Source organism: Microbacterium sp. cx-59 (genome assembly GCF_020805625.1).
Classification (GTDB): Bacteria; Actinomycetota; Actinomycetes; order Actinomycetales; family Microbacteriaceae; genus Microbacterium.
Map to the genome: position 1 here is coordinate 248,287 of NZ_JAJHGO010000001.1, position 16,716 is coordinate 265,002.

The 16,716-nt window shown below is 69.7% G+C and carries 13 protein-coding genes and 1 tRNA gene; 7 read left to right on the forward strand and 7 right to left on the reverse strand.

What is annotated here, in order from left to right; genetic code table 11:
• Window positions 1–2: 2 nt before the first annotated feature.
• The 3 genes from LMI96_RS01080 to LMI96_RS01090 all read right to left on the reverse strand — a co-directional run bounded on the left by LMI96_RS01080 (window position 3) and on the right by LMI96_RS01090 (window position 2,251).
• Window positions 3–1,094 (reverse strand): hypothetical protein, encoded by a 1,092-nt coding sequence (locus LMI96_RS01080; RefSeq protein WP_228360164.1) that lies wholly within the window; start codon window positions 1,092–1,094, stop codon window positions 3–5.
• A 133-nt stretch (window positions 1,095–1,227) separates the two neighbouring features.
• Window positions 1,228–1,629, reverse strand: a complete 402-nt coding sequence (locus LMI96_RS01085; protein WP_228360165.1) for a putative T7SS-secreted protein — start codon at window positions 1,627–1,629, stop codon at window positions 1,228–1,230.
• A 548-nt stretch (window positions 1,630–2,177) separates the two neighbouring features.
• A tRNA-Met gene (locus tag LMI96_RS01090) sits at window positions 2,178–2,251 on the reverse strand.
• Window positions 2,252–2,358: 107 nt separating this feature from the next.
• On the opposite strand from LMI96_RS01090, the gene LMI96_RS01095 reads away from it, so the two are divergent.
• Window positions 2,359–3,159 (forward strand): carbon-nitrogen hydrolase family protein, encoded by an 801-nt coding sequence (locus LMI96_RS01095; protein ID WP_228360166.1) that lies wholly within the window; start codon window positions 2,359–2,361, stop codon window positions 3,157–3,159.
• A gap of 168 nt (window positions 3,160–3,327) precedes the next feature.
• Here the strand turns inward: LMI96_RS01095 and LMI96_RS01100 are convergent, their stop codons facing one another.
• Window positions 3,328–4,530, reverse strand: a complete 1,203-nt coding sequence (locus LMI96_RS01100) for a pyridoxal phosphate-dependent aminotransferase (protein ID WP_228360167.1) — start codon at window positions 4,528–4,530, stop codon at window positions 3,328–3,330.
• A 98-nt stretch (window positions 4,531–4,628) separates the two neighbouring features.
• On the opposite strand from LMI96_RS01100, the gene LMI96_RS01105 reads away from it, so the two are divergent.
• From LMI96_RS01105 to LMI96_RS01115, 3 genes are all read left to right on the forward strand, one after another.
• Window positions 4,629–6,215, forward strand: coding sequence for a trypsin-like peptidase domain-containing protein (locus tag LMI96_RS01105; protein ID WP_228360168.1), 1,587 nt, complete (start codon window positions 4,629–4,631; stop codon window positions 6,213–6,215).
• Between the two features lie 80 nt (window positions 6,216–6,295).
• A complete protein-coding gene (locus LMI96_RS01110; protein ID WP_228360169.1) occupies window positions 6,296–7,558 on the forward strand; it encodes a CDP-glycerol glycerophosphotransferase family protein in 1,263 nt (420 codons plus the stop codon).
• Window positions 7,555–9,003 (forward strand): CDP-glycerol glycerophosphotransferase family protein, encoded by a 1,449-nt coding sequence (locus LMI96_RS01115; RefSeq protein ID WP_228360170.1) that lies wholly within the window; start codon window positions 7,555–7,557, stop codon window positions 9,001–9,003. The genes LMI96_RS01110 and LMI96_RS01115 overlap by 4 nt, the downstream gene beginning before the upstream one ends.
• Before the next feature lie 15 nt (window positions 9,004–9,018).
• On the opposite strand, the gene LMI96_RS01120 is transcribed toward LMI96_RS01115, so the two are convergent.
• Window positions 9,019–10,113 carry a glycosyltransferase family 2 protein gene (locus LMI96_RS01120; protein WP_228360171.1) on the reverse strand — a complete coding sequence of 365 codons (1,095 nt, stop codon included), beginning with the start codon at window positions 10,111–10,113 and terminating at the stop codon, window positions 9,019–9,021.
• A 42-nt stretch (window positions 10,114–10,155) separates the two neighbouring features.
• Between LMI96_RS01120 and LMI96_RS01125 the strand changes: the two genes are divergently transcribed.
• Window positions 10,156–11,418 carry a CDP-glycerol glycerophosphotransferase family protein gene (locus LMI96_RS01125; protein ID WP_228360172.1) on the forward strand — a complete coding sequence of 421 codons (1,263 nt, stop codon included), beginning with the start codon at window positions 10,156–10,158 and terminating at the stop codon, window positions 11,416–11,418.
• Here the strand turns inward: LMI96_RS01125 and LMI96_RS01130 are convergent.
• Complete coding sequence (locus LMI96_RS01130; protein ID WP_228360173.1) at window positions 11,415–12,386, reverse strand: hypothetical protein; 972 nt, start codon at window positions 12,384–12,386, stop codon at window positions 11,415–11,417. The two genes, LMI96_RS01125 and LMI96_RS01130, sit on opposite strands and share 4 nt — an antisense overlap.
• Window positions 12,387–12,442: 56 nt before the next feature.
• Window positions 12,443–13,135, reverse strand: a complete 693-nt coding sequence (locus LMI96_RS01135; protein ID WP_228360174.1) for an NTP transferase domain-containing protein — start codon at window positions 13,133–13,135, stop codon at window positions 12,443–12,445.
• A gap of 210 nt (window positions 13,136–13,345) precedes the next feature.
• Here LMI96_RS01135 and LMI96_RS16250 point away from each other — a divergent pair, with 210 nt between their 5' ends.
• Together LMI96_RS16250 and LMI96_RS01145 are read left to right on the forward strand one after the other, a co-directional pair.
• Window positions 13,346–15,169, forward strand: a complete 1,824-nt coding sequence (locus LMI96_RS16250; RefSeq protein ID WP_308015739.1) for an ATP-binding cassette domain-containing protein — start codon at window positions 13,346–13,348, stop codon at window positions 15,167–15,169.
• A complete protein-coding gene (locus LMI96_RS01145; protein WP_228360175.1) occupies window positions 15,145–16,716 on the forward strand; it encodes a hypothetical protein in 1,572 nt (523 codons plus the stop codon). The genes LMI96_RS16250 and LMI96_RS01145 overlap by 25 nt, the downstream gene beginning before the upstream one ends.

Consider the following 16,716-nt stretch of genomic DNA (forward strand, 5'->3'; position numbering starts at 1 on the left):
CGTCAGCCTACGTGGGACTCGAATGCAGGGTTGTTGCCCGGGACGTTTCCGTCCCACACGAGGCCGGTTTGTTGGGCCATCGTCAGCGCGTCGCGGTAGCCCCAGTTGTCGTAGGTGGTGCCGGAGGCTTCCTCCCAACCGTTTGGGATGCCTGCGCCGGCGAGCGAGTGGACTTGGTCAAAGTGCGCTCCCGCCTCTTCCGCAAATAGGACGGGCGTGATCCCCCACGAGTGTCCCATCCCGATTTTGGTGCTCTCGGCGATCGAAGAACTGGAAGCGATGATCTCCCTCTGGAACGCGGCTACACGGTTCCCGGCAGTTTCTGAGAGTGCGGGATCGTTTGCCTCTGTGATGCGAAGCATGTCCACGCTGCCGTCCTCCGCTTCCCCAGGGAAAATGCCGTCCTTCCACACGAAACCGACGATGTCGGGGTCCGTGTGGTTGAGGTAGGAAACTACTTCGCGCACGGAACCTGCTGAGTCGTCGTAAAAACTGTGTTCGCTTGTGAAGGTGCCCGGGATATATGTGATGGTGTCGGTGGTTGTCTCGGTCGGGGTGCCAACCATCTCGATGATGCGGTCGGCATCAGGCTCGTACAGGTAGAGCTGCACCTGGCCCTCAGCCGCGCGCTCGAGGTGCGGGCCTTCCATGCGCAGCTTCTCGCGCAGGGCCTCCAGTGCGAGTCCGTCGCTCGGTGTCGAAAAGCGGCCGCCACGTTCCATGGCCCTTTCACGCTTCGTGATTTCTTCCTCGAGATCAGACAGTCGGGCCATTGCGTTCTCGCGATTCGCCGCGACACGCACGAGAGGGGGCAAGCCGCCTAGCGAGCCGAGGATGACGGGTGCGGCGGAGACCAATGCCTGCTGGGCTGCGGGGTCGTTGACGGACGCCCACCACTCACTCACGGACTCCGGGGCCGGCGGGTATTTGCTGAACTGGGATGCCAGCGCCGGATGTTCATCAAGGAAGGCTCTGAGTTCTGCGGGGTCGCGTGAGGCGAGGTCCGCGAGCGCGGTCAGCGTCGCCCGTTGCACAGCGCTGTTCGCGAGGTTCGTCGCGAGCGTGCCGAGGACCCCGAGTGTCGTCCAATCCACCGCGGGAACGCCGATGTTGGTGCTGGCAGAACGGATGGCGTCTGCGGCGCGGTCGCCGGCGTCGCGAATCTGTTCGCGAGCATCGACCAGCAGTTGGTGTGCCTGGGTGCGAAGAGAGGCTCCGCCGTCGACCCTATGGGGAGGACGACAGTGGGGCCGGCCAGGCGCTCCTGGGTCTTCCGAGCGCTGAAGAACTCCGCCGTCGCTTGCTGAGGTTCTCCCACAGAGAGATGGCTTCCTGTGCTTGCTGCTGCGCCCAGGCGAGCGCCTGCGCGTACCCGGACATGGCGTCGGCGGCGGCCGTAAGGGCGGTCGACAAGTCGCCCCATGCGTTTCCGGTGACGGTGCGTCGTTGCCCGAATCCGTCTGCCGAGTCACCCGTCCACGACTCGGGCGTCGCCACCCCCAGGATCTCCTCCGCCACGGTGCTAGCGGTGTCCGCAGCGGCCCACCACGTTGCCGCGGTCTGGTTCGCCGCATCCGCCGATCCGGGAATGAGGGCCACGGGATCTGTGGTCTGACCCAGTTCAGTCATCGAGGACATCGCCCTCAGGAACAGCGTCGATATCCGCGCGTTCGTAGATCTCCGCACTCGACCGAAGCCGCTGAGCAATGCTTTCCAGCTCCTCCGAATGCGCCGCCCAGGCGTCTGACGACTTCGCCGCGAAAGCACTCGCCGCCTCAGCGAGCCCCGGGTGCCCCAGATTCCCGTCTACGGCCCACTGCGGAGAGTCCGTCCGATCGGATGTCGCCTGCACCTGACCCGCCGCAGCGCGCAGCGCCTCCGGATCAACCGAATACACGACCAATGTCGCCCCCCTGTCTTGTGCGGCCCCGTACCTCGAGCCACCTTAAGAACTTCCTGCTGCGTCGTCTGTGGGACGTTTGGGGGACGTCGTATGGCGTGCTGGAGTGCGAGCCTTTGGACATCTCACCGCGTGCACACCGGCATCCCGCCGCAAGACGATCACGGTCCGGCAGGCCAGGCGTTCGCTAGGCGAGACGTCGTCGGAGAAGTCGGATGTCGCGGACCTCGCGCATGCGAAAGGCCCCGGATCACGAGGATCCGGGGCCTTTCTTTTGTTGCGGGGACAGGATTTGAACCTGCGACCTCTGGGTTATGAGCCCAGCGAGCTACCGAACTGCTCCACCCCGCGGCACAAGAGATAAACCTAGCATGGGTTTCGGGACTCGTCCAATCGAGACCGGGATCGGTGTTATTCCGCGGTTGCCGCCGCATCCGCCGACGCGGGAGGATGTGCGGATGACTCTCGTTCTTGCGGTCGCCCAGTTCGCTCCCACGGCGGACCGCGCAGCGAACCTCGAGGCGATCGACGCGCTCGCATCCGACGCTGCACAGCGGGGGGCGCGGGTCGTCGTCTTCCCCGAGTATGCGAGCTACTTCACCGATCCCTTCGACCACGACCTGCGTGCTCACGCGGAGGCCGTCGACGGTCCCTTCACACGTCGCCTCGCGCGCATCGCTGCCCGTGATGACATCACCGTCGTCGCGGGACTCGTCGAGGCGGCCGATGATGGGCGGCGCGTGCACAACACCGTCGTCGCGGTCGACGGATCCGGGGTGCTCGCGCGGTACCGCAAACAGCACCTGTACGACGCCTTCGGGCAGCGGGAGTCGGAGTGGATCGCTCCCGGGGCGCTCGATGAGCCCGAGGTGTTCACCGTCGACGGCATCGCCCTCGGGATCATGACCTGCTACGACCTACGGTTCCCCGAGGCGGCCCGACGGTTGGTCGACGCGGGTGCCCAGGCCTTCCTGGTGCCGGCGGAGTGGGTGCGCGGCCCGTTGAAGGAAGCGCAGTGGACGACACTGCTCCATGCTCGGGCCATCGAGAACACCGCCTACGTCGCCGCGGCCGATCATCCGCCGCCCCTCGGGGTGGGCGGGTCGACCATCATCGATCCGCAGGGCGTCGCGCTCGCCACGATCGGCACGGCGACCGGTGTCGCGGTGGCGGTGCTGGATGCGGGCGAGCTCGACCGCATCCGTCGCCTCAATCCCGCGTTGGCGCTGCGGCGCTACGAGGTGCGCCCCAAGTCGTGACCCACGACCCCGCGCTCAGCGCTCACCCGTGAGCCGCTCGAGGTGCGCCGCTCATGGGGCCAGTTCGGCGCGCGCCATTATTCTGCTCCCGCGCCACAGATCTGAAGCGCGGGAGCAGAAAAGTAGCGCGCGAGGCGAGAACCGAACGGCGCGCGGCGGCGGGCGAGGTCAGCGCAGGGTGGCGAGGCGGCGAGCGGCTTCGGCCAGGACGTCTTCTCGTTTGCACGCGGCGAAACGGACGAGTGTCGCGTATTCCGCGCGGTGCGCGGGCAGCACGAACGCGGTGAGCGGGATGGCGACCACCCCGGCCCGCGCGGGCAGCGCGCGGCAGAACTCGTGCGCATCGGTCGCACCGAGGGGCGCCGCATCCGCCACCGCGAAGTACGAGCCACCGGGCCGGGAAACGCCGAAGCCCGCCTCCGTGAGCCCCGACAGAAGCAGATCGCGCTTGCGCTGCAGGGTCGTGGCGATGCCGGCGAAGAAGTCGTCGCCGAGTCGCAGACCGACCGCGATCGCGGGCTGGAACGGGGCGCCGTTCACGTAGGTCAGGAACTGCTTGACCGTGAGGATGGCGTCGATGAGTTCCGCCGGACCCGTCGCCCAGCCGATCTTCCAGCCCGTGGCGGCGAACGTCTTGCCGGCGGACGAAATGGTCACGGTGCGCGGCGCGGCCTCGGGGATCGTGGCGATCGGAACGTGCGTGCGACCGTCGAACACGAGGTGCTCGTAGACCTCATCGGTCACGATGATCGCGTCGTGCCGATCGGCGAGACGAGCGATCTCGTGGCGCACCTCGTCGGCGAAGACCGTGCCGGTGGGATTGTGCGGATCGTTGACGATGATGAGCCGGGTGCGATCGGTGACCGCCGCGCGCAACTCATCGAGGTCGGGCTGGAAATCGGGCCAGCGCAGCGGGATGGCGACCAGCCGTGCGCCCGCGAGGGCCACGACGGCCGCGTACTCGTCGTAGAAGGGCTCGAAGACGACGACCTCGTCGTCAGGGCCGTCGATCAGAGCGAGGATCGTCGCGGCCAGTGCCTCGGTCGCTCCAGCGGTGACGAGAACTTCTCGGTCGGGGTCGGCTGTCAACCCGTAGAACCGCTGCTGATGCTCGGAGATCGCGAGGCGCAGATCGGGGATGCCCCGGCCCGGCGGGTACTGGTTCGCGCCCGCCGAGATCGCGTCGCGGGCGGCTTCCCGCACGGCCGCCGGTCCGTCTTCGTCAGGAAAGCCCTGCCCGAGGTTCACCGCGCCGGTTTCGGCCGCCAGGGCACTCATCTCGGCGAAGATGGTGGGGGCTGTCTTTCCGTCGGGGCCGACGAGGCCCGCACCCGCGGCGACGCGTCGCCACGTACCGCTCGGGGTTCGCATTCGACACAGGTTAGTCGCATAGGGTCGTCCCATTCTCGGCATAGGCAACGCACAGACACCCCCGCCACAGTGGATCTTGCCTGCCAGAAGGAGCAATCATGAGTGACACCGAGGGCGAACGCCCCGAATCCGTCGACGCCGCCGCCGACTCCTCCGCCCAGAACGCGAGCCCGACCGCTCCCGCCGCCGGGACCGATGTTCCGGCTTCGACCCCGGCCGCCGCCCAGCCGCCCGTGCCGCCGCGCCCCGAGGCGCCCGTCGCGCCGCAGTCGGTGGCGTCGCCGTCCGGCGCTGCGCAGCCTGTGCCGCCGCGCCCCCCGTATCCGGCCGCCTTCCCTGCCCCGACCCCGAAGGGTCCGCAGCAGTACGCCGGTCAGACGCCCGGCCAGGCGGGTCAGTCCTTCGGTCCTGCCGCCCAGACCGGCCCCACCCTTCCGATCGCCGACTCCACGCCCGCGGCGCCTGCCGCGCGTAAGAAGAGCACGGCCGGTCGCACGGTCGGCCTGCTGCTCGCTGCGGCCATCGTCGGCGGTGCCGCCGGGCTCGGCGGAACCTACGCCGGCACGAGCCTCTGGGGCGGAACGACCGAATCGGCCGCCAGCAGCCCGTCCGTCGTCACGGTGAACGACACCACCAACGTGAACGCCGTCACCGGCGTCGCCGCGAAGGTCGTGCCGAGCGTCGTCACGATCAGTGCGACGTCGACGAGCGGTGCCGGAACGGGTTCCGGTGTCATCCTCTCCGACGACGGCTACGTACTGACGAACACCCACGTCGTGACCCTCGACGGGCAGACCTCCAACCCGACGCTCTCGGTGAGCACGTCGGACGGCAAGGTCTACAGCGCGACGGTCGTCGGCACCGACCCCACCTACGATCTCGCGGTGATCAAGCTCACGGATGCCTCCGGCCTCACGCCGATCGAGTTCGCCGACTCGAGCAACCTGAACGTCGGCGACAACGCGATCGCCATCGGTGCTCCGCTCGGCCTCGACAACACCGTGACCACGGGAATCGTGAGCGCGCTCAACCGCTCGATCGAGATCGCGTCTTCGGCGGCGCCGGACGACGCATCCGAAGGCGACAGCGGCCAGGGCGACAGCAACGAGAACGGACAGAGCGAGAGCCCGTTCCAGTTCGACTTCGGTCAGGGCCAGGGGCAGACCACGCAGTCCTCGACGACCATCAAGATCTCGGTCATCCAGACGGATGCCGCCATCAACCCCGGTAACTCCGGTGGGGCGTTGGTCGACGACGAAGGAAAGCTGATCGGTATCAACGTGGCCATCGCCTCGTCGGGGGGCACGAGCTCGGGCCAGTCCGGCAACATCGGCGTCGGCTTCTCCATCCCCTCGAACATCGCCGAGCGCGTCGCGAACGAGATCATCGATTCCGGGTCGGCCACGCATGGCCTGCTCGGGGCGACGGTTCAGGATGCCGCCAGCATGCGCGGTGCCACGATCGAGGGCGCGTCGATCTCGGAGGTCAGCCCGGACGGCGCTGCCGCCGCGGCCGGGCTGCAATCCGGCGACATCGTCACGCGGGTCGGCGACGTGCCGATCGGTGACGCGATCGATCTGACGGCGCAGGTGCGCGCCGCCGCCGGCGGGTCCGACATCACGCTCACGTACGTGCGCGACGGTGAGACCCGCACGGCCGACGTCACCCTCGGCACGCTTCAGTAAGCACCCGGACGGGCAGGACGCCTCCGGAGGCGCACGACGCATCCGGAAGGCAGGACGCCACCTCGCGATAGGCTCGCGAGGTGGCGTCCTTCTCGTTCGGTGACGGGAACGCGAGGAAGCTCCTCGCGATCCCGCTGTACGCCGCGGCCCGCGTCATCACCGCGGTCGTGCCGCGGTCGGCGGACGAATGGGTCTTCGGATGCGCAGTCGGCATCGCCGACGGGGCGCTCGCCGTGTGGGATGAAGCGCACGCGGCCGGAGCTCGCGCGGTGTGGCTCGTCGACGGCCCCGATCAGGCGCGCGAGGCAGCCAGGCGCGGCATTCCCGCGGTTCGGAAGACCTCGCTCCGCGGCTTCTGGCGAACGGCCCGCGCGCGCGTCGTGATCGTCACGCACGGTTTCGGCGATGTGAACCGGTACGCCGTCTCCGGTGCGTTCATCGCCCAGCTGTGGCATGGCATCCCGCTCAAGCGCATCGGTATCGACTCGCCGGCGACGGTGCGCAGCAGCATCCTCCCGTCGTCACGCCTGGTGCGTGCGGGGCTGGCGGCGATGTACCGCTCCGCGACGCGGCGCATCACGCTGCTGCCGGCTGCGTCGCACCTCGTGCGGGGCCGGCTGGAGTCCGCGTTCTCCCTTCCCGATTCCCGCGTGCGGGTGCTCGGCGAGCCGCGCGTCGATGTGCTCTCGAGGGGCACCGCCGACGAGCGTCGGACCCGTGCGCGTGCGCGCATCGTCGACCTCACCGGCGCGGATGCGGACGCCGCGCTGATCCTGTACGCACCCACGTGGCGTGACGGCGACCTCGACCCGGCGATCCCGTCGGCGACGGAGTGGACGGCGATCGAGCAGACGCTGGCGGCGCGCGACGCGGTGCTGCTCGTGCGTTCGCACCCGCTGGGTGCGGGGGAGTACCGGCCGTCGGCGCCGAGCGGCCGCATCCGGATGCTCGGAAGCGACGTCGTGAACGACGTGACCCCGCTGCTCCCGGGGCTCGACCTGCTCGTCACCGACTACTCGTCGCTCGCGTTCGATGCATCGCTGGTGCCGCTTCCGGTGGTCTTCTTCGCTCCGGATGTCGACACGTACGCCGAGCAGCGCGGCTTCTACGGGACGTATCGCGACGTCGCCGGCGACGACTGGGCGACGACCTGGACCGAGACCCTCGCTCAAATCGAGGCGACGCTGCTCGACCCGACCGAACGCCTGACGCGGTCGCGGACGCTCGATGCGCGGGTGCACGCATACCGCGACGGGCGCAATGCGCAGCGCGTGTATCGTGCGATCGTCGACAGCATCGACCCGAAGGCGGGCCGAGAGCGGTCCGGGGAGGACACCGAATGACGAGCGCCCGATGGTCCACGAGCGGCGCGTCCGCTCTCGAACTCCTCGGGACGGGGCCGGCGCCGGCCGCGGTTTCGCTCATCGGCCCGCGTGCCCGGGTGGCCGGCCGGGTCGCACCGACCGACGCCGGCTGGACGGCGACGTTGCCGCTCGCCGCCTCCCGCTGGGGCGGCGAGGTGCTTCCGCTGCCGACGGGAACGTACCGTCTCGAGATCGAGCGGGGCGAGGCGAGTGACGTGCGGGTGCCGGATGCATTGCCGGTCGCGCTGATGCCGGACGTCCGTGCGTCGCTCGACGGATGGTCGCTGCGCATCGGGCCGCCGGTCGATCCGGCCTACGACTCCGGCGAAGGGCAGGCGGCGCTCGAGCGGCGTTACGCGACGGCGCACGAGCCGCGCGAGAACGCCGTCTTCTTCGAGAGCTTCTACGGTCGCAACGCGAGCTGCAACCCGCTGGCGATCGACCGCGAGCTGAGCCGCCGCATACCGGGGCTGGTGCGCTACTGGAGCGTCGTCGATCACTCGGTCGCCGTTCCGGAAGGGGCGATCCCGGTGGTCGAGGGCAGCCCCGAGTGGTGGCGTGCGCGGGGAGCGGCGCGACTGCTCGTCGTCAACGACTGGCTCCGCCGACGCTTCGTGCGCCGGCCCGGGCAGATCGTGCTGCAGACCTGGCACGGCACTCCGCTCAAGCGGCTCGCACTGCACCGCCCGGGCTTCGACCCGCGCCGCGCCGTCGCCGTCATCCGCGAAGCGCGGCGGTGGAACGTGCTGCTCGCCCAGAACCCGTACGCGGCGGGCATCCTGAAGAAGGCGTACGCGTTCCTCGGACGCCCCATCTGGGTCGAGGGTTATCCGCGCAACGACGTGCTGTCGACGGAAGACGGCAGTGATGCGCGGCGCCGGCTCGGCATCGACCCGGGCGAACGCGTGCTCCTGTACGCACCCACCTGGCGCGACGACCGTGAGCAGATCGTCGACTTCGTCGATGCCGCGCGTCTAGCCGCCGACACCGGCGCGATGGTGCTCGTTCGGGGCCATTCGCGCACGCTGCTGCCGGGCGAAGACGCGACGGGTGCGCGCGTGATCGACGTGACGGGCTTCCCCGACACGTCCCAACTGCTGCTCGCGGCGGACGCGCTCATCACCGACTACTCGTCCGTCATGTTCGATTTCACCGTCACGGGTAAGCCCGTGTACCTGCTGGTGCCGGACCTCGAGCACTATCGCGGAGAGCTCCGCGGCTTCTACTTCGACCTCGAGACTTATGCTCCCGGTCCGCTCGTGCGGACCCAGGCGGAGCTGACGGCGGCGCTCGCCGCGGAGCCGGATGCGGGGGTGGCGGCGCGCTACCGTCGCTGGCAGGAGCGGTTCAACGCGCGCGAGGACGGCCGGGCAGCGGAGCGCGTCGTCGACCGCATCCTGGATCAGGGGTTCCTCGACCGCTGATCCGGGCCCGCCTGCTCACGGAAGCGGGGTGTTGCGCGTGCCGAGCCGGGACGTGTCGACGGTGTCGTGCGCGCCGGAGAGCGCTCCGACGAGAAAGCCCGCGCCCCACGCCAGGTGCATCGTGGGCAGGACCGCGAGGGTCCACAGCTTGTCGCGCCATCCGCGGCCTCCGCCGGGACCCGCGGCGACCGCCACGATCAGCACCAGATAGGCGGCGACCGGCAGGTAGACGACGGATGCGGCGACCGCGCCCACACCGGACACCACCCCGGTGGCCTGCAACACACCGACGAGGATGCTCGCAGCGACCGCGAGCACGAGCACGGGAGGCGCGAAGAATCGCAGCGAGTTGCGGCGTCCGTACCGGCGCACGAGTTCTCCGCGCCAGGCGCCGGTCGCGCGGAACTGACGGGCGAGCCGCAGCCAGCTCTCGCGCGGCCAGTACGTGACGGCGAGTTCCGGATCGAACCAGACCCGGTAGCCGGCACGGCGGATGCGGAGGTTGAGCTCCCAGTCCTCGCCCCGACGGAGCGACTCGTCGAAGCCGCCGACCTCGTCGAGCACCACGCGGCGCATCACCCCGAGGTAGGCCGACTCGGCCTCGCCCTCGCGCGTGCCACCGTGATACGCCCCGCCTCCGAGACCGAACCGGGAGTTGTAGGCGCGCGCGACGGCGCGCTGGAACGGCGCGCGTCCGTCGGCCCGCATGACGCCACCGACGTTCGCGGCGCGGACCCGCGCGAGCGTCTGCAGCGCGCGCACCGTGTAGCCGGGAGCCAGTTCGGAATGCGCATCCACCCGAACGATCGTCGGCAGGGTGCTGCGCGCGATCGCGAGATTCAACCCGGTCGGGATGTCGGCCTCGGGGTTCTCGACGATCACGATGCGGTCGTCGTCGGCGGCGAGACGCCGCGCGAGCCCGGTCGTGCCGTCGGACGACGGGCCCAGGGCGAGGATCAGTTCCATGGGCCCGGGAACATCCTGCTCGAGAACAGTGCGTACGGCGCGTTCGAGATAGGCGATCTCGTTGAGCACCGGCATGACGAACGACACGCCGGCCGCGGAGTCGGGGACGGGCGCGTCCGCGGCTCCACCGGCGTTCGCATGCATCCCTCGATCATCCCATGCGACCCCGGAAGTTAGGCTGGAGGCATGGGATGGGCATCGGATCTTCGCGCCGCCTCAGGACTCCTCCGGAAGGCCCTCGACAATCGTCGGGCGGTGCAGCAGGTTCGTCGGCGGCTCGCGGCGAACCCGCATCCGACCGGTCGCTACCAGGTCGCCGTGTACTTCGCCGACGGCGCGGTGAACATGTACCAGATGCGTCAGTGGTACAAACCGCTCGCCGAACTCGCCGAGACTTGGCCGGTCGTCGTGCTGAGCCGCGTGGCCACGGGCGCGCGCGCGCTGGTCGAAGAATCGGGCCTGCCGGTGGCCTTCGTGCCGACCGTTCGCGACCTCGAGCGCTACGTCGCCACCCAAGACATCCGGGTGGTCCTGTACGTGAATCAGAACACCCGCAACTTCCAGATGTTCCGATACGGGCGTCGCTGGCACGTGTTCATCAACCACGGCGAGTCCGACAAGATGTACATGACCACGAACCAGTTCAAGGCGTACGACTACGCCTTGATCGCCGGAGATGCGGCGCGCGAGCGCCTGTCGCGAGTGCTCTGGGACTATGACCTCGACACGCGGGCCATCCCCATCGGGCGTCCGCAGGCGGACCACTACTCGGGCGCGCTGCCCTACACGCCCGACGATCGCACGGTGGTGCTGTACGCCCCGACCTGGGAGGGCGACCGGCCGTCCGCGCTCTACGGCTCGATCGTGTCACACGGTGAAGCGCTCGCGGCGACGCTCCTCGCCTCCCCCCGGCATCGTCTGATCTATCGCCCCCATCCGCGGAGCGGTGTCGTCGACGCACAATACGGTGCGGCGAACGCACGGATCATCGCGGCGATCGCGGCGGCGAACGCCGCAGACCCCGCCGCGCAGCACGTGTTCGACGACGGCCCGGATCTCGGGTGGCAACTCGCGTCGGCGGATGTCGCGATCGTCGACATCTCCGCAATGGTCTACGACCGTCTGGCGGCGGATCGTCCGCTGATGATCACGCGCCCCGCACATCCGGCGGCGCTCGTCGACACGCACGGCTACCTGTCCGCGTGCGACTGGTTGGATGCGGATGCCGCCGCGGACGTCATCGCGCAGACCGATCGCGTTCTGGACGACCCGGAGGCCATATCGCGCCTCGCGTACTGGGTCGAGCACTACTTCGGCGACACCTCGCCGGGCGCGCCGACCGCACGCTTCCACGCCGCTATCCACGGCCTCATGGACGAGTGGGAGACGTGGAACGCGCGTGTACCCGATGAGGGCGAGGACGAGGCGGAGCTCGACGCCGACGCTTAGGGCGCGGACGTTCCGGATGCGGCGGAGTCCGCGTCGGGATCGGCATCCGTGTCGTCGTCGCCGTTCTCGTGCCCGCGTCCCAGCGCGGAACCGACACCGCGTGCCGCCCTGCCCGCCCCGCGTGCGACGGCGCCCACCGCACCCACGACCGCGCCGCCGGCCCGAACGATCCCGGTCCCGGCGATGCGCTCGATCGGCGATGCTCCCGGCAGCGGTTCGAGTTCTGCGGGGAGGGTCAGCGGCGGCATCCCGAACGCCTGTCGCGCCGTCGTGATCACGCGACGGCCGAGGATGTGGTTGCCGGCGCCGCCGACCGCGGCGCCCACCCCGAACGGCAGCGCTTTACCGAGGAAGGAGGCGCCGCCCTTCGCGGCGAAGCGGTGCACGAACGATGTCTTCAGGCGGTCGACCAGCGGCCCCATCGCGGCGCGGGGGAGCGTCTTGGTGATCAGTTCACCCCAGTACGCGTCACGACCGGGGCCATGGCCGCTCGCCTGCCGGGCGAGCTGGGAGACGAGGTCGATGCCCTCTTTGCCGAGCAGCAGTGTCAGCACCAGTGCTCGAGCGCGATCGGGGTTCTCCACCGCGATGCCGTGCACCTCGGCGACCGATTGCGCGAAGAGCGTGGTCGCCTCGAGGAAGCCGAGCGTCTCGGCGCCGCTGAGCGCCAGCGTCACCCCCGTCCCGATCACCGGAACGACCGCGGTCGCGCCGACGGCGGCGCCGCCGGTCGTCACCGCGGCGAGGTACCGGCGTTCCAGCATCCGAACGATGTCGACCGTCGCGGCATCCGGATGCCGCAGCCGCAGGCTTCGGAGGTGCGCCAGCACGACGGGCCGCTGCACCGCGAGTACCCGGTCGAGTGCGCGCACCGTCAGGGGATGCTCGGCGGAACCCTGCGGCGGGAGGCCGCCGGTCCACGGGGCGTCTTCGGGAAGCGAATGGATCCGATGAACTTTGCGGGTCACCCGAGTGATCCTAGGCACCGGTCCTGGGGGAGCGCCGGGCTTGCGCCGAACGCGACTCAGACGTAGAAGTTGGCCCGCTCGAGGTCTTCTGCGAAATCGACCTCGACCGCGTAGAGGTCGGAGATATCGAGCGGCTCCAGCAGGAGGCCGTCGTGCTGGATCGCCAGTTCGAGGCCGCGCTCGAAGTAATCCTGGTCACCGACCCGCGTGAGGTGGTGCATGAACGCGCGCTTGTCGCGGCGTGAGATGTAGTTGATGCCGACGGCCTCGCCGATGCCGCCGCGGACGGTCTTGGAGAGTTCGTTGATGAAGCCCTCGGCGGTGACCGTGTACTTGACCTCTTCGTCGCTCACCTTGGAGGTGTTGACGGTCACGAACGACTGCTCGCGCTCGATGAGCTCGGTGGCACGTCCCAGCACGCGCGGGTCGAAGACGACATCGCCGTTCATCCACAGAACACCGGCACGGCCCGTGGCCGAAAGCGCGCGCAGCAGGCTCTTGGACGTGTTCGTCTGGTCGTAGCGCTCGTTGTAGACGTAGTCGGCGTCGGGGAAGGCGTCGACGATGGTCTCGGCGCGGTAGCCGACGACGGTTGTGATGCGTGCGTCGTCACCGAACGCGGCGCGGATGTTGTCGTGCTGCTGGCGCATGATGCTGCGTCCGTCGCTCAGCTCGGTGAGAGGCTTGGGCAGGCTGCGGCCGAGTCTCGAGCCCATTCCTGCGGCGAGAATGACGGTTTGAAGTCGCATGTGATGCTCCTGGAGTCTGGAAGTTCATGGTCGGTTCACCGACGAGACACCCCCTTGTGCCTCTGTCATGGTAGCGAGAGGCCCTGGTAAACGACCGGGGCACCCCCGCAATCTGTGGAAACTGTGGCTATCGTTGCCGTTTCGTGACAATGGACGACGATCGTCGCGGCGGCACACGGACGTGTCAGACGAGGTTGGTACCGTGGACCGGTGAGCGATTCCACTCCCGGCCCCGACGTGCCAACGACCGATGATTCGGCCGCTTCGCCGAGCGTTCCGGGTGTCGAATCCGAGGCGGCTCCGGCCGCCCCGGAGCCGAGGAAGAAAGCCGCCCCGCGTGCTCCGCGAACCCCCGCCGCGGGCGGTCGGGCTCCGGCTCGCACCCCGCGCACCGGCGCGGCCGCCGCGAGTGCCAAGAAGCCCGCGCCCAAGCGTCCCGCGGCAACGAAGCGCCCCGCTGCCGCCACGAAGAAGCCCGCCGCTCCGCGCACGCCCGCGACTCGTCCTGCGGCCGCAGCATCCGTGGCGAACGTCGACGCGGTCGTCGATGAGCCGGTCGTTGCGAACGACTCCGCTCCTGTTGCCGCGCCCGCCCCCGTGGCCGCAGACGCGCCGGCGGAGAGCGTTGACGGGCCGGGCGATGCGGTGACAGTCGCACCGTCGGATGCGGATGCGGATGCGCCGTCGACACCCGTCGATGCCTTCGTGATCCCACCGCGTCCGCCGCTTCCCCCGCGTCCGCCGCTTCCTCCCTTGCCTGCGGCAGTCGTCGCGGCCGTCGCGACGCCGGCGCTGGTGGAGGCGGAGCGTGAGCCCGAGCCCGAGCCCGAGCTCGAGCCGGACGACACGGTCGAGATTCAACGCCTCGATCGCGTCACCGTTCCGGGCCCAGCCGAGGAAAACCCGGCCGAGGCGGTACCGGCGGTCGAGTCCGAAACGCTCGTCGAGCCGGAGCTCGAGCCGATCGTGGAGCCGGACCCTGTCGTTGAGCCCGAGCCACAGCCAGAGCTCGTCGTGGAGCCTGAGCTCGTCGTGGAGCCTGAGCTCGTCGTGGAGCCTGAGCTCGTCGTGGAGCCTAAGCCTGAGCCTGAGCCAGAGCTCGTCGCGGAGCCCGAGCCCGTCGCCGAGCCCGAGCCCGTCGTCGAGCCCGAGCCCGAGCCCGTGCCGCTCCCCGAACCGGAGGAGTCCGCATCCGACGACACCTTCGTGGCTGCCGCCGAGGTGACCGAATTGCCGGCCGCGAGAGAACGCGACGCGGAGGCCGACGCCGCCGGCGAGCCGGCGCTTCGAGTGTCGGGGCTGCGCAAGTCCTTCGGGGCGACGATGGCGGTCGCCGGTATCGACCTCGTCGTACCCGCCGGGTCGTTCTACGGACTGGTGGGGCCGAACGGCGCGGGAAAGACGACCACGCTGTCGATGATCGCGGGCCTGCTGCGCCCGGATGCGGGGAGCGTACGGATCGCGGGCCTCGATGCCCGAGCGAAGCCGCGGCAGGCGAAGCGGTTGATCGGTGTGCTTCCCGACCGGCTCCGCACGTTCGACCGGCTGACCGGCCGTCAGCTGCTCTCGTACAGCGGCTTGCTGCGCGGTCTGGATTCGTCGACGGTGGATCGCCGCGTGGCCGATCTTGGTCGGGCGTTCGACCTGACGACTGCGCTCGGGCGACCGGTGTCGGATTACTCGGCCGGCATGACGAAGAAGGTCATGCTGGCGGGAGCCATGATCCATTCGCCGCGCCTGCTCGTGCTCGATGAGCCCTTCGAAGCCGTCGATCCGGTTTCGAGCGGCGTCATCCTCGACATCCTCTCCACCTACGTCGATCACGGCGGCACCGTGCTCCTCTCCAGCCACGGAATGGAACTTGTCGAGCGCGTCTGCACCCGCGTGGCGGTGATCGTCTCGGGCCAGGTGCTCGCCGAGGGCACGGTCGACGAGGTCCGTGGTGAGCGCACGCTCGAGGAGCGCTTCCTGCAGCTGACCGGCGGATCGAACGAGGTGGAGGGCCTGGAGTGGCTGCACACGTTCTCCGACTGAGGTTCGCGCTGCTGCTCGGTGCGCTCCGCGGCGAGCCCGGAGAACGGTTCCGTGCCATCGCCGGTTTCCTGGCGATCGTCGTCGGTGTCGGGGTCGTCTGCTGGGGCATCACCGCGCTCGGCGCGGTGTCGGCCATCGCGGCGTTCGTGGTGACGGTGCTGGGCGGCTCGGCGATCGCCGTCGGCTACGCCCTCGCGGCGCCGATCTCAGGCGCCTCCGATCCGCTCGATCCGCGGCGGTTCGTAACGTTCGGCCTCTCACCCCGCCCGCTGGCCGGCAGCATCCTGCTTGCGAGTGTCGTGAGTGTTCCCATGCTGGCCCTCGCCGCGATTTCGGTCTCCATCGGCGTCATGTGGGCGGAGCGCGGAGCGGGGGCGTGGGCGGTCGTGGGTCCGCTGCTCGGTTTTCTGATCTGCCTGCTGCTGGCGCGAGTCGGTGCGGCGGTCGCTGCCGCACTGGGCGGAGAGCGTCGATCGCGCGAACTGACCGGGCTGTTCATCCTCGCGCTCCTGGTCGTGGTGCTGCCGGTCGGCGTGTTCTTCGCCTCCCTCGACTGGGGCGACCGGGTGCCGTCGCAGCTCGCGGCCGCCGCGTGGATACTCACCTTCACCCCGGTGGGCGCCGCGTGGGGGCTCCCGGGCGCGGCCATCGCCGGGCAGACCGGGGAGGTCGCGACCGCTGTCGCCGTCGCACTCGCCACGATCGCTCTGCTCACCGCCGCGTGGTTCGCACTCGTCGCGCGGAGCCTGCGCACGATCGATCGTCCGACCGCAGGTCGTGTGCGCGGCACGATGGGATGGTTCTCGGTCACCCCGGGCACGCCGACCGGCGCTATCGCGGCCCGGAGCCTCACCTACTGGCTGCGCGATCGGCGATACGGCGTGAACATCCTCGTCGTGCCCGTCGCCGCTCTGCTCGCCACGGTTCCGCTGATCATCGCCGGAGTGCCGCCGGAGATCGTCGCGCTCGTTCCGGTGCCGATCATCGCGCTGTTCTTCGGTTGGCTGCCGCACAACGACCTCGCGTACGACTCCACCGCCGTCTGGCTGCACATCGCCTCTGGAGTGCGTGGCATCTCCGACCGCGTCGGCCGGCTCGTGCCGATCCTGGTGATCGGCATCCCGGCGTTCGCCATCGTCATCCCGCTCGCGATCGCCGTCAACGGGCGCTGGGCGCACCTCCCGGCTCTGATCGGGGTGACGGCGAGCCTCTTCCTCGCCGCCCTGGGCCTGTCTTCGATTTCGTCGGTGGCCGCGCCCTATGCCGTATCGCGACCGGGAGACAGCCCGTTCCAGCAGCCGCAGCGCACCGGCTCCGCCGGTCTCGCCGGGCAGGCGCTGGTCATGCTCGGTGCCCTCGTCGTCAGCATCCCGACCCTCTGGTGGGCGTGGCTCGCCGTCACCGGCGATCCGAGCTACGCGGGGGTGGCCCTCGTCTCCGGAATCGTCACCGGCGTCGTCGTCTTCGCGGTGGGCTTGGCGATCGGTGCCGTGCTGTTCGAGCGCCGTTCGGGCGCCCTCATGGAGTTCGTCGAAGCGGCCTACTGA